General features: G+C 35.0%; 17 protein-coding genes and 4 pseudogenes. 3 read left to right on the top strand and 18 right to left on the bottom strand.

What is annotated here, in order from left to right:
• A pseudogene (locus tag ACEWFJ_RS13255) lies at positions 1–701 on the bottom strand (response regulator transcription factor).
• 55 nt (positions 702–756) lie between these two features.
• Positions 757–2,046, bottom strand: a complete 1,290-nt coding sequence (locus ACEWFJ_RS13250; protein ID WP_473688861.1) for a VTT domain-containing protein — start codon at positions 2,044–2,046, stop codon at positions 757–759.
• A 222-nt stretch (positions 2,047–2,268) separates the two neighbouring features.
• Between ACEWFJ_RS13250 and ACEWFJ_RS13245 the strand changes: the two genes are divergently transcribed.
• Positions 2,269–2,871 carry an undecaprenyl-diphosphatase gene (locus ACEWFJ_RS13245; protein WP_473688860.1) on the top strand — a complete coding sequence of 201 codons (603 nt, stop codon included), beginning with the start codon at positions 2,269–2,271 and terminating at the stop codon, positions 2,869–2,871.
• A gap of 214 nt (positions 2,872–3,085) precedes the next feature.
• A pseudogene (locus tag ACEWFJ_RS13240) lies at positions 3,086–6,111 on the top strand (efflux RND transporter permease subunit).
• A 211-nt stretch (positions 6,112–6,322) separates the two neighbouring features.
• Here ACEWFJ_RS13240 and ACEWFJ_RS13235 read toward each other — a convergent pair.
• From ACEWFJ_RS13235 to ACEWFJ_RS13200, 8 genes and pseudogenes are all read right to left on the bottom strand, one after another.
• Positions 6,323–7,893, bottom strand: a pseudogene (locus tag ACEWFJ_RS13235) (SagB family peptide dehydrogenase).
• 22 nt (positions 7,894–7,915) lie between these two features.
• Positions 7,916–9,859, bottom strand: coding sequence for a TOMM precursor leader peptide-binding protein (locus ACEWFJ_RS13230; RefSeq protein ID WP_473688859.1), 1,944 nt, complete (start codon positions 9,857–9,859; stop codon positions 7,916–7,918).
• Positions 9,856–11,818 (bottom strand): annotated as a pseudogene (locus ACEWFJ_RS13225) (putative thiazole-containing bacteriocin maturation protein). Before ACEWFJ_RS13225 ends, ACEWFJ_RS13230 begins: the two are co-directional and overlap by 4 nt.
• A gap of 187 nt (positions 11,819–12,005) precedes the next feature.
• Entirely contained in the window at positions 12,006–12,275 is a 270-nt protein-coding gene (locus ACEWFJ_RS13220) for a heterocycloanthracin/sonorensin family bacteriocin (RefSeq protein WP_473688858.1), read from the bottom strand.
• A 346-nt stretch (positions 12,276–12,621) separates the two neighbouring features.
• The gene (locus ACEWFJ_RS13215) at positions 12,622–12,798 is read right to left on the bottom strand and encodes a hypothetical protein (RefSeq protein WP_473688857.1); all 177 of its coding nucleotides are present in this window, start codon (positions 12,796–12,798) and stop codon (positions 12,622–12,624) included.
• A complete protein-coding gene (locus ACEWFJ_RS13210; protein ID WP_473688856.1) occupies positions 12,799–13,107 on the bottom strand; it encodes a heterocycloanthracin/sonorensin family bacteriocin in 309 nt (102 codons plus the stop codon).
• 346 nt (positions 13,108–13,453) lie between these two features.
• On the bottom strand, positions 13,454–13,885 hold the full coding sequence (locus ACEWFJ_RS13205; protein ID WP_473688855.1) for a GNAT family N-acetyltransferase: 432 nt from the start codon (positions 13,883–13,885) through the stop codon (positions 13,454–13,456).
• Between the two features lie 174 nt (positions 13,886–14,059).
• Positions 14,060–15,283, bottom strand: coding sequence for an MFS transporter (locus ACEWFJ_RS13200; protein WP_473688854.1), 1,224 nt, complete (start codon positions 15,281–15,283; stop codon positions 14,060–14,062).
• Between the two features lie 724 nt (positions 15,284–16,007).
• Here ACEWFJ_RS13200 and ACEWFJ_RS13195 point away from each other — a divergent pair.
• The gene (locus tag ACEWFJ_RS13195; RefSeq protein WP_473688853.1) at positions 16,008–16,712 is read left to right on the top strand and encodes a hypothetical protein; all 705 of its coding nucleotides are present in this window, start codon (positions 16,008–16,010) and stop codon (positions 16,710–16,712) included.
• 47 nt (positions 16,713–16,759) lie between these two features.
• Here the strand turns inward: ACEWFJ_RS13195 and ACEWFJ_RS13190 are convergent, their stop codons facing one another.
• From ACEWFJ_RS13190 to ACEWFJ_RS13155, 8 genes are all read right to left on the bottom strand, one after another.
• A complete protein-coding gene (locus tag ACEWFJ_RS13190; protein WP_473688852.1) occupies positions 16,760–17,266 on the bottom strand; it encodes a DUF3189 family protein in 507 nt (168 codons plus the stop codon).
• 101 nt (positions 17,267–17,367) lie between these two features.
• Entirely contained in the window at positions 17,368–17,967 is a 600-nt protein-coding gene (locus ACEWFJ_RS13185; RefSeq protein WP_429710754.1) for an undecaprenyl-diphosphatase, read from the bottom strand.
• A 188-nt stretch (positions 17,968–18,155) separates the two neighbouring features.
• A complete protein-coding gene (locus ACEWFJ_RS13180; RefSeq protein ID WP_473688851.1) occupies positions 18,156–19,574 on the bottom strand; it encodes an ATP-binding protein in 1,419 nt (472 codons plus the stop codon).
• The gene (locus tag ACEWFJ_RS13175; RefSeq protein WP_098310290.1) at positions 19,571–20,245 is read right to left on the bottom strand and encodes a response regulator transcription factor; all 675 of its coding nucleotides are present in this window, start codon (positions 20,243–20,245) and stop codon (positions 19,571–19,573) included. Before ACEWFJ_RS13175 ends, ACEWFJ_RS13180 begins: the two co-directional genes overlap by 4 nt.
• An 11-nt stretch (positions 20,246–20,256) precedes the next feature.
• On the bottom strand, positions 20,257–20,787 hold the full coding sequence (locus ACEWFJ_RS13170) for a hypothetical protein (RefSeq protein ID WP_473688850.1): 531 nt from the start codon (positions 20,785–20,787) through the stop codon (positions 20,257–20,259).
• Positions 20,788–21,287: 500 nt separating this feature from the next.
• The gene (locus ACEWFJ_RS13165; RefSeq protein WP_473688849.1) at positions 21,288–21,851 is read right to left on the bottom strand and encodes a glycosyltransferase family 2 protein; all 564 of its coding nucleotides are present in this window, start codon (positions 21,849–21,851) and stop codon (positions 21,288–21,290) included.
• Between the two features lie 208 nt (positions 21,852–22,059).
• Positions 22,060–22,833, bottom strand: coding sequence for a glycosyltransferase family 2 protein (locus tag ACEWFJ_RS13160; protein WP_473688848.1), 774 nt, complete (start codon positions 22,831–22,833; stop codon positions 22,060–22,062).
• Positions 22,814–23,380 (bottom strand): glycosyltransferase family 2 protein, encoded by a 567-nt coding sequence (locus tag ACEWFJ_RS13155; RefSeq protein WP_473688847.1) that lies wholly within the window; start codon positions 23,378–23,380, stop codon positions 22,814–22,816. The genes ACEWFJ_RS13160 and ACEWFJ_RS13155 overlap by 20 nt, the downstream gene beginning before the upstream one ends.
• Between the last annotated feature and the right edge of the window lie 428 nt (positions 23,381–23,808).

Raw genomic sequence — 23,808 nt, 5'->3', positions numbered from 1 at the left:
TTATTTCTCCCTTATGGAATACCCTATTCCCGGATCGTATGAATTAACGGAGAAGAAAACTCCTCGTCTATCTTCTTTCTAAGATGACGAATATACACGTCGATTACGTTCGTTTCTCCTTCGTATTCATATCCCCAAACATGAGTAAGAATACCTTCACGTGTTACAATCTTGTTTTTATTTGTAAGTAAATATACTAATAAATCATACTCTTTTGGAGTTAGTGAAATGGATTTCCCGTTCCTTGTCACTTCTCTCGTATCCATATTTACCGACAAATCAACAATGGATAAAAGAGGTGTTTGTTCATTTAACGGAACACCAGCTGTAATCATGGTGTTCGAACGAATGCTTGAACGTACCCGCGCAAGAAGTTCTTCCATTTCAAACGGTTTTGTAACATAATCATTTGCCCCTTGATCTAAGCCCATGACTTTATCTAATGTTGTATTTCGAGCTGTTAAAAGGATTACTGGTACATGGATACCAGCCTTTCTTAATCGTCGTAACACTTCTATACCGCTCAATTCTGGCAACATTACATCCAGCAAGATTAGATCTAAATTTTCGTGTAAGGCTACTTCTAATCCTGATTTCCCATCATATTTTACTAATACTTCGTACCCTTCATACTCCAGTTCTAACTGTAGTACCCTTGCTATTTGCACTTCATCTTCTACAACTAAAATCCGTTTGTTCATAATCTCCTCTTCTTTCTACATTCATTGTCTGTCATATTCCTGTATGCACTGAATATTAAATTTGCTTATTTACGATAAGGCGAAACATCTCAAATAGCAAGAAATTCAAGAACATCCACACCGCACCATATACATATCCACCCACGATATCGCTTGGAAGTATATGAGAATACCCAATGTTTGCAATTGCTATACATAGTAAAAGCAAGATACCCAGAAGAGGGAGAACAAATTGTATATATTTATTCTTCATATGACGTACCATTAGAAATAAGCAGGTGCCATACACAATAATGGTAATTGTTGCTTTTTCATCCGGAAAAGTAGAAGAACGAGTTGCCGCTTCTTTTCCAATAAAATGAAAATAAGACAGTGTGTGTGTGACCGCATTATGGTACATATGCGCTCCAAGTATGGAAACGATAAGTAAGAGGCCTTCAAGCCATCTATTCCTTCCTTTTCTCCAAATGGCTAAAATCGTAATAATAATGAGAATACTAAATGCGATAGGTGACTGCAACGATAGGAATCTGCTCATGCTATTTGTCCAACCTGTTTGAAGTATAGAATGAACAATATATATAGTAACCTCATTAAACTGAGTAAACTCATTATATAAATAATCCTGTGCCATTCCCAACATTAAGGTTATCATTCCTAATAAGACTAGTGTAAGACTGATAAGGAACACTTCCGTTGCTCGAATGGTTCGAAAGTAAGAAATAAGCCGATTAAGCAGTCGTACGAAAAAGTTTTTGATTTGTTTTTTGTAAAATTTATAAACTAGTAACCCTCCGATAACGATAGCGAGTACAAGGACAATGTAGATGAGATATTGTCCGGCCAATTTATGAAAATCCTGCCAGCGCGGTCCTAAAATTTTACCTAGTGTAATAAAGCTAATTGCCCATAAGCTTGCCCCTATATATGCTGGAACAAAAAAGGTTCGATACGGCATTCTTGAAATACCAGATACGTATCCTGTGAAGTGCCGAACCCCAGTAATGAAATAAGCAACTACCAACAATTTACTTCCTGATCGTTCCATCCAGGCAGCTACTTTTTTGTAGTTCTTAGGTCCAAGGTGAATATACCGTCCATACTTCTCAATCAGTTTATAGCCTCCTAACCTTCCGATCCAGTATGTAACTGTAATTCCGACTCCTCCAGCAGCAATAGCTGTCAGAATGGCCAAAGTGTAATCCATTTTTCCTTGAAACACAAAATATCCGGCAAAACTCATAAAGAATTCAGCCGAAATCGGAATCGCAAGCAGTTCAATCAAAATAACAGTGAATAAAATAATATAACTGTGCTGTTCAAATAATGATATAAAATGTTCCATGTCGTTCCTCCGAGCCTCATTCTTTTTTTGTTTTTATTTTCATTTATAAACCACTATAGCACTAAACTCTAGGTGCTTTTTCATTTTTAATCCATTTTTAATGTAATTTTCATAGGATGTTCAGTTTCCCACGATACACTCAGAATACACGTTTTTGGTGAGCCTGCGTTTTTATCTTTCTACATAAGACACCAAAAACCTATAAATAAGGAGCTGAACAATATGAACTATGAAATATTTCAATGGATTAACGATTTGGCCGGTCGCTCCTCTTTTCTAGATAGAGGTATGATATTCATCACTAATAGCGTCCCTTATGTCGTAATCGTATTTATGTTATTTCTATGGTTTACTGCAAACAAAGAAAAAAGAGCAGAGAAACAGTATACAGCTATATACATTGTCTTTTCTTGCTTACTTGGATTGTCCATAAACGCAATCCTTCACCTTGTCTACTACCATCCACGTCCATTTGTGGCACATCATGTTCATCAATTAATACCGCATCCTGCTGACTCTTCATTTGTAAGTGATCATTCGGTATTAGTATTTTCTATAGCATGTACGCTGTTGCTACGAAACGATTCGTGGAAATATCCCGTATTAGTATGGGCTATCATTGTTGGCATTTCCCGTATATTCGTCGGAGTCCATTATCCTGCAGATGTGATTGGCGGTGCTCTTGTCTCATATGGGACAAGCATATTGGTTATGCAGTTCTCCAAAAAATTGGAGCCTTTAGTACAATTAGTGTTCTACATGTATAAGAGATTAACGGAACATATCCCCTTTTTAGCTAAGTATAGCTATAAAGGCCTAAGCTAAGAAAAAATGAGAAAAATAGGCTGAAATAGATACTCTGATTACTAGAGCAATGTTATATTTTCTATTTTTGTCACTTGTGATTGATTCTATTTACATGAATGAAACGAGGAGGTAAGAAAATGAAAAGGATTGTTGAGGGAGCGATGCAACGAGGCATATTAATGATTGTTTGTGCTCTCATTATATTGGCTTGGGAGGCATTTCCGCTTTCCAAATGCAACGCGACTACTTACCAGGAATTAACAACACCACTCTTACAGTAAGTATGCGTGTTCCTGCAGAGCAAGCAGATCAAATCAAGAAAGAGATTACAGACCCGCTTGCGAGTGCTGCACAAACTGTAGACGGATTAGCGAACGTAGAGACAACCTCATATGACGGTGGTTTGTTTATGAGTTTGTATTTCCCTATGAATTTTGACATGAAGAAAGCAGAAGACGAAGTAAACAAAGCGTTGGCAAATGCACAGTTACCGCCTACTGTTACAGCGAAACCAACTGTTACGAGAGTAACTACAAGTTCATTTCCTGTTTTAACGTATAGCTTAACAAGCTCTAAATTTAATGAACAAGAACTGCGCTCTACCGTACAACAAGACATTGTAAAACAAATCAAATCCGTACCAGGCGTTGCAGATGTGAGCGTCTTTGGCGGAGCAAAAGATGGATTTGTATTAAACGTACGCACGAAGGATTTAGAAAAAACGGACTAACACTGGATGATGTAAATAAATCATTATCTACATCTCTTCCAAGTTTGCCAAAAGGAACAATGCAAAATAATCAATTATCCATTCCAGTAAGCTTTGATGGATTAACACTAGATGAACAACAACTTAAAAATGTACCTATTAAAAACGCACAAGGAAAAACTGTACCTTTATCAGCAGTTGCGGATATCTCTCGTTCCTTAAATGATGTGAAGACCGTGTCTAGAACAAATGGTCAGCCTAGCGTAGTGCTAAACGTCATTAAAACACCTTCTGCTAATATTACAGACGTAGCAGCACAAGTAAAAGATCGAGTACAAAATCTTGCACCCGTTAAAAATGGTGACGTTTCAATGCAAACCTTATTGGATCGCGAACAGGAGTTAAACAGTTCCTTATTCGGATTAGTTCGAGAAGGATTACTCGGCTGTGTATTCTCTATGATCTGTGTATTTTTCTTTTTCCGTAATGTTCGATCTACTTTGCTCATTGCAATCTCATTGCCGATTTCCTTATTGGCAACAACTGCGATATTAAAATCTATGGGTATCACGTTAAATATTTTAACGGTTTCCGGTTTGATTGTAGCGATGGGACGAATTGTGGATGATTCGATTGTCATTTTGGATAACATGTACCGTAAAAAAGAAGAATCAAAAGAGAAATCTTTACTCTCAATACTAGGATCTGCGGTAACGGAAATGTTACCTGCGATTCTCGCATCCACTTTAACAACTATTGCAGTATTTATACCAATCACCATGGTAGGAGGTATGATCAGTGCATCTTACAGTGGATTTGCTTGGTCAGTAGTCATTGCGCTTATTACTTCATTCTTTGTTGCGATGTGCGTCATCCCAGCTTTAGCATTCATGGGTTGGAAAGGTGCCCCATCCAATAAAAAATCAGTAAGCATAGAGCCGATGATGAAGCCAGTTTTACAATCTGCTTTAAAACATAAAAAAACAATGGTGTTTGGGTCTGTTATTATCTTTGTGTTCGCAGCCATTTATGCTGCCTTCCTTCCTATTAACTTTTTGCCAAGCGCCAAATCTGGTCAAATTGCCGTTAAGGTAGAATTACCAAAAGGAAGTACATTGCCAGAGGTAGATGCAGAAGTTCAAAAAGTGGAACAAACTTTAAAAGAAGATCCGAAGGTGAAATCGTATTCGTCTAGCTTTGGTTCCACTATGACTCCTCAAAGTGATGATGTGTTTGACCAAGGAGGAGGATTTATTCAAAGTCCAACTGTCGCGAATCTCTCTGTTACATTGAAAAATGACAAGGATGCAAATTCTGTTATTCAAAATTTACAATCTCAATTGCCGCATCTTTCCGATAAAGTAGCCTATACCGTAACTAGTCAAAATATCTCCGGTGATGATTCACAAATGAAACTATTGCTGACTGGTGCAGACCAAGTTACACTCGATCAAACGGCTCAAAAGGTAAGAACGGAGTTAGCAAAAATACCTGGATTGAGCGTAGATGGAAAAGTAGATTTAACAAATGGATTACCAAAATATAAAGTAACTTTAAATCGTTCAGCTATTGAACAACAAGGTGTAAATGTTGCCGACATCCTAAAAGTAGCAAACAGATATATGGCACAGGCGAAGGATGCAACGATTACCATTGATCACAAGAACCTTCCAGTGGACGTATATCTAGATCAAATTGCTTCTGGACAGGATTCCAAGGTTCAGATCAATGCTTCGCCAAGTGATGTAATGGCTTCATTAGGAGCTGAAACGTTCCAAACGAAAGACGGAAATAGTGTAAGATTTGACCAGCTAGCAACGATTACAAAAGATACATCTCCGTCTACAATCAGTGAACGAAATGGCCAACCATTTTCTGCCGTTACAGCTCAAATTACTTCAAATGACATTAACAAAGTTTCAGGTCAAGTGGATCAAACACTGCAAAACATGAAGCTTCCAAAAGGTGTAAGTTATTCTATTGGAGGTATATCAGAACAAGTCAAACAAATGATTTTTGATATGTCCATTGCTATATCGTTCTCCATTCTGTTAGTGTTACTGATTATTTCATCAGTATTTAAAGGTTGGAGAGCTCCGTTAGCTGTACTCCTTAGCATTCCGCTTGCCTTAAGTGGTGTAGTGATTGCACTAATGCTATTCGGCGGGGAGTGGAACTTAGCAGCCTTAATTGGCGTACTTATGTTGACGGGAATCGTGGTAACGAATGGAATTGTATTAATCGACAAAATCGAACGAAATCGAAAAGAAGGAATGCCTATTAAAGAGGCTGTATTGAATGGTAGTCTTTCAAGGATTAGACCAATCTTAATGACAGCAGCAGCAACAATCCTTACTTTGTTACCACTTGCATTTTCTCATAGTACCGATACGGTTATTTCTCAAACATTAGGTATCGTGGTTATAGGAGGAATGATTACATCAACAATTAACAGTTTTATTATCATTCCAATTATTTATGAGTGGCTTCATAAGAAGTACGCTCACAGTAAAATTGAAGTAACAAAGAATGCTAAACACCTATCCTAATCGTTGTTAGAAATACTGCCGATAAAATAAATATTGCAAACAAAAGTCTCAAAAACTGTAGTTTTTGAGACTTTTTTATTTTAAGAAAGTTATCTTATGTGATTTTCCTTTTTATTTCTTGTAGTCCTTTTATAAGTATTTCACTATTTATTCTCGATGTTTTTAGTGTAGATACTCCTTATAAACTAGGTTATTTTTAATTTATAACTATTTAACTATGCAAACTCCCTTTCAACCAAGGACGTTGACGATGGAAACCAATTGGGATCTGGATTAGGCTCGTTTTTCTTCTGAACCTAGCTCGTAAATTTCATCACATAAGTTGGCATCGAATCCAAGAAGCGGGTGTCCTCCTAGCCCCAGGGCAGAAGCTGCTAACAATAATTTTTGCACAAGGATGCCTGCTTCCATCTGTTGAATGCGATATCCTCTATAGCCAAGTGCTGTTTTGAGATGAGTTCTATCCCCTACTACATGTATACAAAGTGGTACTTGGAATAAATTCACATTGTGAAATGTCATCCCACTTTGCAATAAGAGTCGATGATCTCCAAGATGTACTTGTCGTAATGTATGAACATTATTATCATAATGATAAGCGCCACTTTGAATACCTTCAACGCCAAATAAACATACGTATAGGGAAACACGCGATGCGAGTTCTTCATGCTTTGTATCCAAATCGTTTTGATAGGCAAAGGAAGCAGTTGCTTCATATAATAACTTAGTCAATTGGTCTTGACTCATTTTCCTAAAAGTAAAATCCATTTCCGGTGAAAATCGATTTTGGCACGCTGATGCTAAGTCGTACGACATTCGCTTTATACGGGGAAGAACTAGCGCTTGACCATCACGCATTTTATTCGTTTCACTCTTGATTTTTTGAAACGATCGTGTAGATTCAAGCATAGATGCTTCATTCATTTGAATCAGCATCGGATACTCTGCAATCTTTCGTGATCGGACATAGTGATTATGATGAATAACTGGTAATTCTTCGCATAATTGAGTAGCAGAGACTTCTGTATTCGCAGTATCATCTTCATTATTAAACGGTGGGGGTATAGAATTTACCGATAGAGGTATAACTGCATACGCACTCTCCTCTTTTTCGGATAACCCAAGTAAATGATTGATGGCCCGGTCTAGAAATTGAAAATGTACGCTTGATGTGAACTGAAATCGGTTTGCTACTTCTAGCAATTGCCCTATTAACACGCCTGCATCCAATCCTTGCAGACGATAAGAAAAGTTATGGTATTTAAAGAAATTTTTCCAAAACATTGTCGATACAAAAACAACACCAAAACAAGTGGATATGTCACAACTATTCCCAAGAGCCCGCGCTACATATGAATCAAAATGACCTTCTCTTAATAACACTAAGCGGTGGTGCGCTACATCATAGTGATAAATTCCAACAGGCACATTTTCTGTCTTTAAATATATATACAATTCATTTGGATATAAGCCTCCGCCCGAGGGAACAAATCTCCGATACGACTGCATAAAATTTATTTCTGGTGTTGGTAAGGTTGACTGACAGAATTGAGTAATCCCAAATACGTACCAGAGAAAGTGACCGATTTCGCGAAGATTAGGTTCTGTTGATACTTCGAGATTTTCAAGTGACAGTGTTACTTCTGAAGATAATGGAATTCCCGGTAAGTCCCGATAAAGCTTATATGAAAGTGGACCGTCTTCCCAATCCACTTCCCAAGTCGAAGATGCTGATTCGTTGGTATTAAAATGTAAATTGTTCAAAAATGTCTCTAAACCCATCCTTCTCCCTCCTAATCATCGCTTACGCAAACGGATGCGGATGTGGATTGAGTTGTTCAAACGTTAGCGCTTGCTTCGTATACCCAAGTTCCATTGGTACCCGTAATACTCTCTCTAGACCTGTTAAGCGTGTAAGATGGTGCCCAAATGTCATTGGCAACATTCCTGGAATGAGTACTTTCACACAATGTAATCCATTTCGCATTATTTCTGGTGTTGTCTGATCTACTACAATCACATCGAAATTTAACTGGTGCAACATCTGAAGCATTTCTCTTAAATCATCTGTCAAATCCGCATGTCTTGTTTTCTGTTTGAATGCCTCGGTAAATGTTTGTAACGGGCAATTCTTATCTAGCAAAAACTGAAACCGTTCTTCCGCTTCTGGTAAACCGCATACCATAGGATGGTCAGGCATTTGCTTCACGAGGGAAGGATTATGGAACATCTGTACATATTTCTTGCGATTCGCCTCAAATTCCTTATCAAGCGTTAACATCATGCCAGCTAATTCATATATTGCACTTTTCGTTGCCCGTACCGGATCTAAATGAGCTCCAGCTGCACAGATAATATTTATTCCCTTCTCCTTTCTGTTTTTTGCCAGTGCCCAGACGCTTGGAATTCCGTGCTCCATGGTCGAGTTAAATAAATGTATATCATATCCCCCTACTGCATGCACTCGTTCGATCATCAACTGCAACTCTTGATCATTGACAGAAGAAAGATCAAGACGCGGGAGAGGAAGCTGAGCATACCAAGTTAGCAAAAATGAATCGCGCTCAATCACTTCCAAAATGCCATAAAAAATCGCTTCCTCTAAACTGCCACCCAATGCGCAACCATTGGAAGTCTCATAAACAAAACCATCTCTACCGCCTAAACTATAATAAGCAAGTAGTTCTGGAACTAAAATTGGACGTTCTTGCAAAAATGAATAACCCCATACCCAATTCATTGGACGATCTGGATGAAACGGTTTAAATGGAAAATTAGGCTGCATATATTGTTCTCTTGCATGTACACCCACTTCAAGGGGATTAAGTGCTTGATGAGCTAAATTGCGGAATGTGTCCTGAATAACTGTACGTTTCCCTCGAGGTTCTAGACCGCAATATCGTTCTAATCCTTCTAAAATAGCGGTTAATTCACTAGCTGCATATGAATGGGTACGGCCAGCTGTTACTTCATTTCCAAAGAGAAACGGAAGATTTACAGTTACCTCGGCAAATGGAGGTGTAAGGTTATACATTTTATCATTTAAAAACCCAGTTTCATAATCTAGATAATCCTTGGCTAATACGTTACTCAGTTCAGAGATTGAACGACAACGATAATCATTTATGTTAATCTTTGGGCTTGATTGTAATGAAATCTCGGCTAAATTTGATGAATCATTACGCATTTGACTACAATTTGAGCATAAAGGATGAGGTAGAAAAAAATGATATGAGCTTTTCAATGTTTGTAAATTAACGAAAAACATGTGTCCTTCTAATCGTGCATGATCATCTTGTAAAATGCACCGCACTTCTTCTAGCAAAATATGCGTCATCTGTAATAATCCATTCCTTGATGCCCATGTGTCTCGAGGCATTTCCTTTTTTGTTGTTAGGATCTGCAATATCTTCCACATCTCTTTAGAATCATTTCCTGCGAAAGTACGGCGTATATCTGCACATTGGGAACATCCTGGTGTGCCAGGCCGAACTAGTGGACCGATTATTCCTTCTCCGAATGAAACGAAGGCTCGCAGCCAAGGAATATTCGTTGATTGAAGTATACTTTCTGCTTCTTTATGAAAAGAAGGATTCCAAGTATCGTGTAATACGAGAACTAAATCAGTTGTTGCGGGTATTTTTAGATTAAAATCAGTGTGTTGATTGATTTCATATTGGACAGATAATTCTTCATATACGTGATTTGCCAATAGTCCCTCTCCAATAATTAAAATGGAGGTGCTCATTGGGATTCCTCCTCTCCCAATAATACTCCAAATATTCCTGCCAATTCCTCCTTCCAGACTGCTTCTAGCGCTATTTCAAATACACAGAGCCGTTTTCCGTTCTGTTTTAGTATCTGTTCAGCAGATTGTAATATTTCTAATTGTGTCTTGTCTTCATAAGAAGAAATAACGAAATGTAATGGCGTTTTATCTGGTAATAAAACTGATGAAGACTCTAATGCTTGTGATGTAAGACAAGCATCACAATTTTGTGCTTCTATAAGTGCCTGCTGTAATGCATTTCGTAATGCTATTGTTATATCGAATCCTACACTTCCGTACCAACGATTATTCGTGCCGACCCATATAACAGGAAAATCGAAAATGGGTTCTCCAAAAGCGATTGTAGGTGTTCCTTGCAGAGTGGTAAGTGCTTGCAAATAAAAGCGACAGCGCTCATCGTCTATGACATCTAACTCTATTCGAGAAACGGCAATATTTTGGCGCTGCTGTCTCTTATAAAATTCTTTATTTAAACACTTTTGTAATCCTCGTAAAACACATTCTTCGATTGTTTTCCCTGTTCCAATTCCTACATATTCCTGAGAATCTATCATACCGTTCTTTATTTGTTGATGTTCGGGAAGTTTTGAAACAAGTAAGCTAGCCATTTGTGACATATAAGTCTCAACTCCAGCTAATCCAGCTTCGTATCTTGCTTCCACATGTGTTAAACCTGTACAAATCATATCGGGTAATAATTCAGCAGGTCCTTCCGACAGCGGATCAACTGTTTGAATACGACATTGAGCCAATGGCAGTTGTTTTAAGTCCCCTGCTTCCCAAATATGAAAAATCCCTGCTTCTTTTGATACAAGGTAATTCAAGTCCAGAGTAGATTCATTCAATTCATTTTTATTTGCGTTCTGTTTGATTCTTGTATTAAAATCTTTTATCCATTCGATTTCCGCTTTTTCAGTTACTAAGGGATGAGGCAGAAATGAATGCCAGTTTCCTTCTAATGTTTCTGAATTTAACAGAAAAAATTGATTCGTTTTCGTGGACTTTGTTGCATCTGTAACCTTTTTAAACAGTTCAAATACAATTACATTTGCTAACATTGCTTCTGGTGTAGAAGAAAAAGTGTGTTCTTGAGAATTTTTAGAAAATGCAGACTTGTGTATGCGTCGCCAAGCTGATTCCCAGCAAGCATCACTTTCTGGGTGAACGAGTGGCCCGGCTAATCCGACTCCTTGCGTATATATGGCAGGGATGAATATCTTTTTTCTTCTTTACAAATGGAATGAAGAATTTTTAATTCCTCTATGTCTTCTTCTTGTGATACATACAAAATTGTATGAAATGGTTGCAAAGCCCTTTTTAAAATATTTATTTTTTCTTTTTGTGGAAAAATTTCTTCGACCCTCACCTCGGGGTCTGTTTTTTGGGCATGTTCTATTAATTCTTTTATTCGTTTTTGATTGGTTGATACTCGGTCAGTAATCATCATATGAAATTTCGGTAACCCAGATTCAAGTAATGCGGAAATAAGAGAAACAAAAAAAGAACCAGAGCCAACAACTAATACTTTCGTTTGGCGATAAGATTGAAAACGATATGCACCTGAAACACCGAAGTTATCTAAAAATTCAATCTGAGATGCATACTTTTGGAGAATGTTTTCTGGTAATTGGTGTGGATGATCTTGACTTATGTCTGTTGCAAATTCATTTTGGTACAGTATTTCTGCTATTTCAAATACTCGCTTTCGATATGGCTCAGATAAGCCATTTGTCAAATTTCCTAATGTGTATTCTCCATTGAACATTGGTATCAGTTTTTCAATCCATTGGTTGATAGACGTCCCTTCCATTCGGAATGAACTGGCATTATTTCTAAAATACACTTCTCCTTTTGGATCAGAGAGAAAAAAGTATCTCTTTTCATTTTCAAACGTGTAGAGGCGTTTAATTTTGTCATTGTACTCCTCCTTCTCTGTTCATTGTTCTTGAATGAGCAGGATAACTTCCGTCATAACAATTTTATGTATCCTATTTTTTCTTATGTCAAATGGAAAAGTGAAGAACGGTTCAAGAAAAGTGTTTCTACAACAAAAATCATGTGGCAACACTTTTCTTGAAGTAAAATTTCCGTTAACAAATCAGTATTAAATAAACCAGAACAACGAGCATCCGAAGCAACCACCGCATCCACCGCATCCACCGCATCCAAAGCATCCAAAGCATCCAAATCCTCCGCAACGACCGAATCCTCCGCAACGGCCACATCCTCCGCAACGGCCACATCCTCCGCAACGACGAGTATAGTCCTCATCAATATAGTATGGAGAAGGAATTTGGCTATCCCAGTATACGACATTTCCAGTTTGATAATCATTCAGATTTAACGCTTGTAATTCATGTTGAAAATTATTCATTTCATAACCCCCATGTAAATAACTAGTAAGCCATAATAAAGATACGTCCCGCAATAAGTAAGACGATAGATTATTGTGAATGCACTCTTCAACAAAGTATGACCTATAATTAGGTATTGTAACTTGTTCAAATGCCTAATTTGGGGTTATATAAAAATAATTCTAAGAGTGTGAATATAAAAAATTCCTGAGGTAAAATAAGGAATATAAATATATCAATATCGAGAAACGAGTATACAGCAAATCGTTTGGAATATTAGAGAGAGATTATGAAGGAATAAATATGTTTCCCTTGTCCGTACTTTTTCGAAAAACAAGAAAACACAGCTTATGTGTGTTCTCAAGTCTATAATTTCATTAACAATGTTTTTATATCATATTGCTTTAAGCACCAATTATATTTATCTATAATCTGTTTAGGGACCGCAGCTAAATCTACTACTTCTTGAAATCCATGTTTACTATAAAAAGGTTTTAAATGTTCATATGGAATGCAATATACATTTTGAATTTGAAGTTTCAATTAAAAGCATACTCCGTCCACGCAGAATCCGCCGCCACAACCGCCACATCCTCCACAACCGCCGCAACCGCCACATCCAAATCCAAATCCAATGCATCCAAAGCATCCAAAGCAACGGCCAAACCCTCCGCAACGACCAAACCCTCCGCAACGACCGAATCCTCCGCAACGACCACATCCTCCACAACGACGAGTATAGTCCTCATCAATATAGTATGGATAAGGAATTTGGCTATCCCAGTACACGACATTTCCAGTTTGATAATCATTCAGATTTAACGCTTGTAATTCATGTTGAAAATTACTCATTTCATAACCCCCATGTATTTTTTTAGCGAGCCATAATGAAAATACGTCCCGCAATAAGTAAGACGATAGATTATTGTGAATGCACTCTTCAACAAAGTATGACCTATAATTAGGTATTGTAACTTGTTCAAATGCCTAATTTGGGGTTATATAAAAATAATTCTAAGAGTGTGAATATAAAAATTTTCCGAAATAAAATAAGGGATATAAATATATCAATATCGAGAAACGAGTATACAGCAAATCGTTTGGAATATTAGAGAGAGATTATGAAGGAATAAATATGTTTTCCTTGTCCGTACTTTTTCGAAAAACAAAAAAACACAGCTTATGTGTGTTCTCAAGTCTATAATTTCATTAACAATGTTTTTATATCATATTGCTTTAAGCACCAATTATATTTATCTATAATTTGTTTAGGAACCGCAGCTAAATCTACTACTTCTTGAAATCCATGTTTACTATAAAAAGGTTTTAAATGTTCATATGGAATGCAATATACATTTTGAATTTGAAGTTTCCGAGCTTCTTTAATAAGAAATGCAACGATACTATCAGCAATTTTCTTTCCTCTATAGTCTTCTAACGTATATATTCCACCTATTTCAAAGTTATTTTTATCAATTTTTACTAGCCTTCCTAAGCCGGCTTTTTGGCCATTTAAATATGCAATTCCAATCTTTTCATTTTCTAAATGTGACGGTACAAAGTCAGCCTTTTTATATTGAAAATTAACCCACTGCATATCATCTAGGTTAGCTTTTTGTATATATAACATTTTCTTTCCCTCCTTGATATAAAATAAAACTTCCATCAGTGATTCCCCACTAATGGAAAGCTCGCCAAATCGAGATTTTATGGGATCTTACTTCCCCCGAAAATGGGATAAAATAATTGTTTTTCCTTCTTTTTTACAGCCCCACAAGTTTATTGAAAACTTGTGGGGCATTTTTTACTCTACATTTCGATTCGTTGAATGATGTATTTCAACGCCTGCTTTAACACCATTAATCGGTAAAAACGTTCCGATACATGCAATACATGCGCAGCCAGCAAAGACAAATGGTAATGTATTAACGGTTAAAAATGATAGTGTTCCGAAAATAGCAAGATCTAATATCGAATCTAGAATAGATAGTAACGAAATCGTTGTTGCTCGTACATGAGATGGAATAATGTCATTACTAAGCTGCGAATAAATCGGATATCGAATGGCACGTACAAACCGTAAAATAAAGAACGCTCCTAATACGACCCACAGTGTATTTCCATAAAACGTTGATAAAAGCAGCCCTAAAACAGCTAAACCACCTGTTACATTCATTAAAACTATACGTGAGAATTTGCTAGTAAGCCATCCGATCGATATTGAAGAAAAGTATCCAAGGATGGCAGCTAAAGCATACATAATACCAATTGCAAATACAGGAAGGCCTGCATTCGTGAACAATGGTTGGTTAAATGTATCATAAACTGCACTTGCCGGAATGAATACAAGAGAGACATTTAAAAACATAACAAGTAATTGTGGTGCTTCACGAATAACCTTTATTCCTTCGATTACTTGTGAAAAAGACTCTTCTCGGTAAGATGACAGTTTCTTTGGGCTTTTAATAAAAAGTAATAAAACAAGTTCTATCAGATGAAATAATATTCCGAGTACAATTAAAAATGCAAATTGTTCTTCACGTAAATCTTTAGCGAAATACGAACCGAAGATTACTGCGATTAACATTGAAATGAAGCCTGCTGATTGGATCTTCCCCATGGCTTTATCCATTAAATGATGTTCATTTGTTTCCTTTAATGACTCATAAATTAATGCTTCGTCTGCGCCAGAGAAAAATGTAACCGAAAAACCGTTCAATAAACTATATAGACAAAATAGCCATAGATTATCTGCAAATAATAAGATAGAAATACTAATCGTTTTTATGATAGATCCTGTCAAAAATGATAATTTTGCACCGAATCGATCAGCAAAAATACCTGTTGGTAATTCTCCAACAAGTACGGCCCCACTCCAACACATGAGTACAACAAATATATTTGCTGCCGTTAATCCTCTTTCCATATAAAAAAGTGTCATTACCGGCTGCAAAAAACTTATCGTTCCAAAAAACTGTACCCAAAATAAAATTCCAATGTTATGTGACGCGATAGTTTGTTTCTTCAATTGTTCTCCTACTTTCTACCATTCGTTTTTTATGATGATTTTGGAAGTAGGAGTGTTATCTTGCGTTAGTTGATATTCACTCCTCTTCCTTCATTTGAAAATGTTTTTAGTGTTTTTTGCATGTTAATTCCTCCTTCAATATAGATAACTTTATTATATCAATATTCTTAATATTAAATAAACTCCTTTTTAATATTGGGAAGATTGTACGAATATGTAAAGTGGTATATAATAGAAAACAATAAATGATTATTTTAGGTATTCCTAAAATAAAGGAGCGATACATATGAAAATTACTATTTATTTTGGAAGCCATGAAGATCAAGATGTACGTACAATGGATTGTCATTTAGACGTCGAAGATGCAGAAGAAATTGTCTCTATTTCTTAATATAAATATACATAATTCATAAGGGGTGATTACTCGCCCCTTTTCTTAACTTAGATGCCTTCTTGAGGCATCTTTTTATTTATCCCGCATTAACGGGCAGTAAGACCCCCATCTCAAGATTCAAGATAGGTGGGGATAACTGCCCGTAAAAGCTCGATTGGTTCAACTAACCATCAGTGGGAAAAAACCCCCACTGATGGAAGTTTCACTTTATTTTTAAAGATTAAACATTTACTTTTTAACCAGTAAATAGTACAATATTAACATAAGAACAAATGTTCGTTTTATACTCCCTCTCCCCTATCGGATGGGTATTAGGAAGGATGGATTACATTGGCTCAAAATAAACGCAGAGGAAGAAAAAAGCATACTCCTACCATTTCAAATACAGGCTTTATTGGCTCTGTGTTTATCGATACATTGGAATTACAAAAAAAATCATATTATTTTTCCCGTAAACGACTACATATTGCGCATCATGTATTAGATGGTCTTGTACAAGCAACAAGTTCTCTTTTTGCTGAACATAATGTTGCTGCTTACTTATCATGCGTGTATTTACATAAACAAAAGAAAATCGGTTTCGTTCTTTCTACGAAACTTTTTAAAGAGTCTGAAGGCGTTGCTTATTTTAAAAATTACTTAATTGAAAAGAATTTTTACAATGGAAAGATAGAAGAGGAAGATTACCAAGAAATTTTTAATACTGGTTTTATTGGGGTTGTTTTTGCAGATTTATCTAGCATTGATCGTTTTAATTTTGAATTTGAAATGAATCTTTTATCAAAGTTAATGAAAGACATGATTATTCCAGTTAAAGAGTTATTTTTACGTAATAAAATCCCCGCCTATATTTCTACGGTTGAATTGGAAGAACAACATAAAATGGGATTTGTTTTATCAGTGAAGCCATACGATGAGCGTGCTGAAGCTGATTTGTATTTTGAAATGTATTTGAAAGAACGTGGTTTATATATTGGTGATGAAGAAGAGGACATTGACAAGATTGTGATTCGAAAAAAAGTTGAGATATTATAGTAAAAAAGGATGGCTAATATACTGTTAGCCATCCTTTTTACTATAAACTATTTAAAGTTTTCATTTTCTAATATCACAACATCTTCATTTGTTAGTTTTCCGGCTTGTTTCGTATATTCTACAAGCCTGATAATATTATTACAAGCTTGTTTTGCGCCGAAAACTAATAATGGTACACCAATAAAATCGATTTTTAATCTTCTTGAAAATAAACCACCAAATGTCATAGCGATTGGAACAGTTGGTGATGTATTAGAGAACACAATTTTTTCATGGTTTTGATATTTATCTTGTAATAGTACACTTAAATTTTTTAAAGCTGGAACGACAACTTTAGATGCACCGTGGCCAACCGTATAAACAGGATCTCCATTTTCATCGCGTCCATGAAAAATGATTTTCCCCATATCAGATGTTTTTAATTTATTAAAATAATCAACGTTTAATATTTCATCTTTTGTAAGTTTTCGATCAGTCGGTAGCTTTTTCAGATGGTACGCTGCTGCTAGTGAAGTTGTATGTGTTCCGCCATAGTCCGTATAGATATAAATCATACTATCATCCTTTAAATTAATGTACAGTATTACTATTATCACCATTTATCTGTATTCTAATCTATAAATAGGACATATTATATTGATAGGCGGTGAACACTTCAAGTTGTGTGATTATACTTAGATAGCAATGGGATTCGTTTTGTTACTTTAGCATAAATCTGGAATATTAGATGTGCTAAAGGTTCTATTTTACTTGTATATTTGATGACTAAAGCGCTTGTTACGAAAGATAAAACGGCTCCTCCTATAATATCTGCTGGGTAATGAACACCAACATATATACGTGAAATCCCGACCAATATAGCCCAAAGTAAAGCGATATTTCTCCAAGCTTCTCCACGTAAAAGCATTGTAAATGCGATAGAAAATACAAGTACAGCATGATCACTTACAAACGAAGAATCATTAGCGTGTGGTACTAATTGGTGTACATGGTATGTGATAAATGGTCGTGGATGATAATATACTAAGTGAATCACAGCATTTAAAAGTAATGCTATACCAAGAGAAAGAACCGTATACAAAGCTGTATATTGCTTACGAATAGCGGCTTCTTTTTGTTTGTTGCTAAACCATAAAGAAAGCATGAAAATAATTGCAATATAGGGTGCGCTCTTTGTAATGAATATCATCCCTTTATCTAGAAAAGCAGACGATCCTGCCCAACTATTGATCCAGTGAAATATTGTGTAATTCATATCAGTCTCTCCTTAATTAATTAAACATGTTATCAATTATTGTTGATTTACACAGTATACACGAGCTATATGAAATACTCTTTAAATTTTTCTCATCTTTTTCTCATTTTTCTTCTGTATCTTAAAAATTTCTATGCTAGTCTCCTTATAACAAAAGCGGAAGATATCGTATATATCTTCCGCTTTTGTTATATATTTTTTACACAATAAAACGATAAAGTAACCTTTGTTCCTTCTTGTTCTTTGCTGTCTATCATGATACGTCCATTGTATTTTTCTGTAAGGCGCTTAGCAATGGAAAGTCCTAATCCATTGCCACCTTGTTTCCGGCTTCTTGCTTTATCGACTCGATAAAAACGATTGAGTACATATGGTAGGTCAGATTCAGGTATTCCGACTCCATGATCTACAATGGTGATTTTAATTTTATCTTCTACTACCTCGCTTTGCAAACAAATGTATTTTTCATGTTCTTTTGTATATTTTATAGCATTATCTAGTATGATAACTAAAATTTGTTCGAGATAAGAAGAAGGAATAGAGACATATGTCTGATTCGCATGTAGCTGTCTAGCGAATTGAAAGTCAGCATGCAACAATTCAAAATTTTGTGTGACTTGTTCTATTACTGAATTTACATGTACAGGCTCGGCTGCAGCAGGATATATTTGTTCTGATTCTGCTCGGGATAATTCTAATAACTCTGATACAAGCTTATTGAGACGATCCACTTCTTTTAAACTCGAATTCAGAGACTTTTGCAAGACATCAGGATCGTCTTTTCCCCAACGATTTAACATAGAGAGATGTCCTTGTATAATCGCAAGTGGTGTGCGTAATTCATGGGATGCATCTTCAACAAATTGTTTTTGTTGCATGAAGGAAGTTTCTAAATTGTCCATCAGCTCATTAAAAAGTAATCCAAGCTTGGCAAATTCATCGTTATTTTCGTGAATCGGCACTCTTTCTTTTAAACCATTTGTCTTTATTTTATTCATCGTATCTGTAATAGCTTGAACACTTAATAAAAGTTGCTTTGCAAGAATTGTACCGCCTAAAAAGCTAAGTAATAATCCGCCGATACCAGCAGCTACCATAACGAGAAAAATCAGCTTCATTAAATGATCGAAAGCTTCGAAATTTTGCCCAACTTCAATTGTGCCAGTAAATGTACGCGTTGTAATAGGCATACGCTGCACAAGTACCTTATCTTCAAGATGCCTTGTCATAGAAGTTTCTGATTGATCGACATTCTTTGGAACAACCCAGTTCGGATTAAAGTCCCGTGAAACAGTGACAAGCGCTTTTCCTTTTGCATCCAAAATTCGAATCATTTGATTTTTATCATTTATACTTGCAAGAAACTCTTTGCTATTTTCAATCGTATTTGCTGTGTGATTTGTATTCTCGTTATTGAAATAGGCTTCTATTTCTTTTACTTGCCTATCAATTTGTTTTTTTTCATAATTTAGCGTCCAATGGTCAATGATAACAAACTGTAAAATATTATATAAAAAGAACAAGATAAATAATAATGCACTTGACCATAGTGTTAATTTCCATTTTACAGGAAGATTTCGGATGTGTTTTTTTAATTGCTTCATCATCGCATCACATACCCTACGCCTCTGACAGTTTGAATGTAATCTTCCTTGTCTTGACTACTCAATTTATTACGTAAATAACGAACATATACGTCTACTATATTTGTCTCTACCACTGCATTGTATCCCCAGACTTGCTCCAAAAGCATATCTCTCGTCAATACACGATTAATATTTTTCATAAACATCATAAGCAACTCGAATTCTTTATTTGTTAATTCAATGATCTCTTCTATTTTGTGCAAAGTTCGAGATTCTACATCGAGCTCTAAATCTTTAAATCTTAAAAGGAGTTTATTTTTATGTTCTTCTTTTTGATTCCGTCTCAAAATTACACGCATTCTTGCTAATAATTCTTCGATGGCAAAAGGTTTTGGTAAATAATCATCTGCACCGCTATCTAATCCGGTTACACGATCCATGATACTATCACGAGCTGTTAGCATAATAATAGGTGTTTCTTTTGTTGCACGCAATCGGCGGCATACTTCTATCCCGTTCAGATTAGGAAGCATTAAATCAAGAAGAATGATGTCATAATTATGATTAAGAGCAGTTTCTAATCCTTTTCGTCCATCATATACAACATCTACTGCATATCCTTCATATTTTAGTTCTAACTCTAAAAATTCTGCTAAACTTTCTTCATCTTCGATAATTAAAATACGTTGCAATACTATCACTCCTATACGTTAAGGTGAATGAGTAATCCAATTCCAAATATAATGGCAACAATTTGATGAGCTTTTCGATACTTTATATATTTTTTCTTATCTTTTAGTTTGTGTAATAGAATCCCTACTATCGCAACAAGAACTAATCCTATCAAGGTGAAAATTCCACTATAAATCCGAATCATATGACTGCTGCCTACCATTAAAAAATATATACCATGACAAGTAGCAACTGAAAAAACTGCATATCCGATAAACGTATGATATTGCTTTAATAACATGTAAAGTTCTTTTGTGTATTTTGCAACCGTTATTTTCCTTTTATGAAAATATAACCAAATATTACGAAATAACCATAAAGAACCTGCTGCAATCGCTCCATATTCTGCAAGAGAACCAAGATTTTTATTCAGTCCTTTTAATACTATTCGATCTCCTACCATGAAATCCAACACTAACATTGTAACACTAAATGCAATAATACAAGACCCTATAATTTTTATAGATAAATGAAAAATTTGATTGAATAGACTTCTTGACATTTTCATTCCCTTCTCCCTGTGATTATGTAAAGTAATTGTTGATTTATATTTTAACCACAAAAAAAGAAAAGACCATGAAAGAAAGATTAAAATTAAATGAGAAAGTGGATAATTGATTTTTAAAGTAGATATAGAAATAAGAAAATTTCTGTTTGTCTTTTCCAAATAGACGTTTCACTTTATTGGAATTTCATTTAACTTGATGTCTAGATAAAGTACATTTATAAACTTGAGACTATATATGTTAGTTACTTTGTAGCTGTTGAAAATTTATAAGTAAGTTGTTTTAAAATAATGCTCTGTTAAATAGTGTTGTTGCATTTCTTGTTAAATTAACTGACAAGTTAGCTTAGCAAGGAAGATTTAAATCTCTCGTTTTTGCTAAATTATTAACATTATCTATCGTTTAACAGAGTCAAAAGTAAAAACATAGAGATGAAGAAATCTCTATGTTTTTATTATTAGATTTATAATAGGAATCATACCATTCTCCCTAAAGACTATTTATATGGAAATTTAGAACGTTCAACAAATGATCGGAAATCATCTGTATTAGCGATAATTTCACCCCACTGCATAAAATCTTCGTCAGATAATTTCCATGTGTGTTTCTCCGTATCATGGCGTACGACAGCAAAATTATGTTTATCAGTAGAATAGATTTTAAAACCATTCTTTTTACAGCTGTCTATAAAAAAATAATCTTCAGCTCTATTTACTTTTTCAAATTGAACTTTTTTGAATACTTCTTTTTCGAAGATTAGAGTAGCTCCTGCCACAGAATCAGTAAAGGCTTTTTCTGTATTTGATACCAACATCAAAGCTTTTTTATTCTTAAAATAAACATAATAAGAGCTTTTACCTAAAACAGAGATTTCTTTATTTTTAAATTCGGGCATTGCATGAGCTAAGTAGTATGCACCATAGTAATCATCATCATCAAATTTGGCTATATAATTATATTTAGATTTTTCTACTCCAAAATTTAAACAATCGCCTAACGTTGCCTGTTCATGTAGTTGATATACACGAACATTTTGAAAGTTACCAGCCTTTTTTTCCATTTATCTAGATTCATAGTATCCTTATTTAAAATAATAATTAATTCTTTATCTCTCCATACTTGCTGTTCATAGTTTCTGAAAACGTTCTCTATATACTCCTCTCTTATTGTACAAGTAATAATTGAAACCATTTATGCTCCCACTCCTAACATAATGTAGATAACTTAGACAAAGAAAGTGTATAAAATAACGATTAAAACTTTGCGATTTATTTTAGGGAACCCTCTCTATTGCGATTTTTTCCAAAAATTTTCTCTACGACATAAACCAAATTGCTATACTTTCTTAGTTTTTTTATTTTATTGATATCCGATAGAAGCTCATTTTTCTGCTCTAAGTCAAAACCTGCTGCTTCTAATATATTTATATGTCGAATATCAATCTTTAACAAAAGTACAATAGTCTCTAGAATCTCAGTGAACTTTTTTTGAAAAGATAGTGAATCATTTGGGTGATTTTGAACGAGTAACTTATACTCGCCTAATACTTTGTTCATCATTAATAAATCTGTAATTCGGGCAAGCTCTAGACCTAGGATAAGAACATCCACGTCAGGATGTTTTAGCGTGAATAAGTGGTAATTTCCCATCGCTTCTTTCCATCTGCTTTCTCCGACAGGATGCTCTTGATGATAAGTCGTAACAGTATTACTAACTAAATATTTAGCTCCAGCCTTATACAAGCGATATCCTAACTCCCAGTCCTCATAACCATAATTTATAAACTCTTTGTCGAATGGCCCCACTTGTTCAATTAATTTTTTACGTACGGAAACATTTCCGGTTAAAAAGGCCATCCACGGAAAATGAAATCCATTTAATTGTGCATCAAAATTTTCTTGTATTGTATTATACCAATTTACTGAAGGCGTCTTAACCTTTAATTCTCTATAAAGCTTAGTATCAATATCTTTTCTTTCTAATAGCGGATAAGGAGCAGAAATGTTGGAATGCTTATAGTTTTCAATTCGGTCGTAGAGCACTCGGTCGTTTTTTTGCCATAGTGTATATTTCTTTTATTTGTTCTTGACTAAATTCCGAAAATATACAAGAATATACCGCGTTATAATACATAGCTCCTGATAAAACCAAGTTATCCATTGATTGATGATGATTAAAATGATTTTCAACAAATTCAGGCTCTGCAATCATTTCTGCATCTAAAAATATAAGAACTTTCCCTCTTGAATATTTCATTCCAATGTTTCGAACTTTCGCTCTGCCAAGATTTCGTGGGCATTTAATATACTTAAAATGATAAGAAAAATGATGCTTTCGTACCATTTGTAAGGTTTGATCAGTTGAAGCATCATCGATGAAGAGGACTTCCATTTTCGAAAGGTCAAATGTTTGGTTATTTAAAGAATATAAAGTTAATAAATTTAGCGGGTATTTATTATAGGAAGGAATAATAATGCTTACTTCTATATCATAATCTTTATTCCGTTCGTTTTTATTTTGATTAGGGATATTCAGATTTTTTTCATCCGTAGGCTTATATAATTTAGGCTTAAATTCTCTGTTCTCCATCTTTATTCTCTCCTCTCTCCTTTCCAAGCTACTACTAATTAATGCAAAAAAGGGGAAAAAGATTGGACAACATCACTAGGTAAAAGCGTTTTTTAGCCAAAGACTTTTCGATTGTAGTAATAAGAATCCTCGAAGTAATACGTCATTTTTGAGTACACTTACATAATAAGTACTTCTTCTTTATATATCCGCTTCTTGTCTATTAATTAATATTTGGATTTCTAAAACCTTGTATAATTTCTTATTGCAATAATCGAAAAAACAATATATTGGCATGACATCTAAAAGGAACACCATACCACAAAATGATAGCATAATCACTCGAAGTTCTATTTACATACAAAATAAGAGTAAAAGAATTTACCAAATAAAAGATTCTTTTACTCTTATATTGCAGATTTATTTTAAATAAATGAATTGAAATATTT

The organism is Bacillus sp. EA-CB0995 (genome assembly GCF_055814245.1).
This window is presented reverse-complemented; position numbering and strand designations above follow the sequence as displayed.

Excerpts from the sequence above, each read along its gene's own strand:
- ACEWFJ_RS13250 (WP_473688861.1), bottom strand. The coding sequence starts at position 2,046 with ATGGAACATTTTATATCATTATTTGAACAGCACAGTTATATTATTTTA.
- ACEWFJ_RS13245 (WP_473688860.1), top strand. The coding sequence starts at position 2,269 with ATGAACTATGAAATATTTCAATGGATTAACGATTTGGCCGGTCGCTCC.
- ACEWFJ_RS13230 (WP_473688859.1), bottom strand. The coding sequence starts at position 9,859 with ATGAGCACCTCCATTTTAATTATTGGAGAGGGACTATTGGCAAATCAC.
- ACEWFJ_RS13220 (WP_473688858.1), bottom strand. The coding sequence starts at position 12,275 with ATGAATAATTTTCAACATGAATTACAAGCGTTAAATCTGAATGATTAT.
- ACEWFJ_RS13210 (WP_473688856.1), bottom strand. The coding sequence starts at position 13,107 with ATGAGTAATTTTCAACATGAATTACAAGCGTTAAATCTGAATGATTAT.
- ACEWFJ_RS13205 (WP_473688855.1), bottom strand. The coding sequence starts at position 13,885 with ATGTTATATATACAAAAAGCTAACCTAGATGATATGCAGTGGGTTAAT.
- ACEWFJ_RS13190 (WP_473688852.1), bottom strand. The coding sequence starts at position 17,266 with ATGATTTATATCTATACGGACTATGGCGGAACACATACAACTTCACTA.
- ACEWFJ_RS13185 (WP_429710754.1), bottom strand. The coding sequence starts at position 17,967 with ATGAATTACACAATATTTCACTGGATCAATAGTTGGGCAGGATCGTCT.
- ACEWFJ_RS13180 (WP_473688851.1), bottom strand. The coding sequence starts at position 19,574 with ATGATGAAGCAATTAAAAAAACACATCCGAAATCTTCCTGTAAAATGG.
- ACEWFJ_RS13170 (WP_473688850.1), bottom strand. The coding sequence starts at position 20,787 with ATGTCAAGAAGTCTATTCAATCAAATTTTTCATTTATCTATAAAAATT.
- ACEWFJ_RS13165 (WP_473688849.1), bottom strand. The coding sequence starts at position 21,851 with ATGGAAAAAAAGGCTGGTAACTTTCAAAATGTTCGTGTATATCAACTA.
- ACEWFJ_RS13155 (WP_473688847.1), bottom strand. The coding sequence starts at position 23,380 with ATGGAGAACAGAGAATTTAAGCCTAAATTATATAAGCCTACGGATGAA.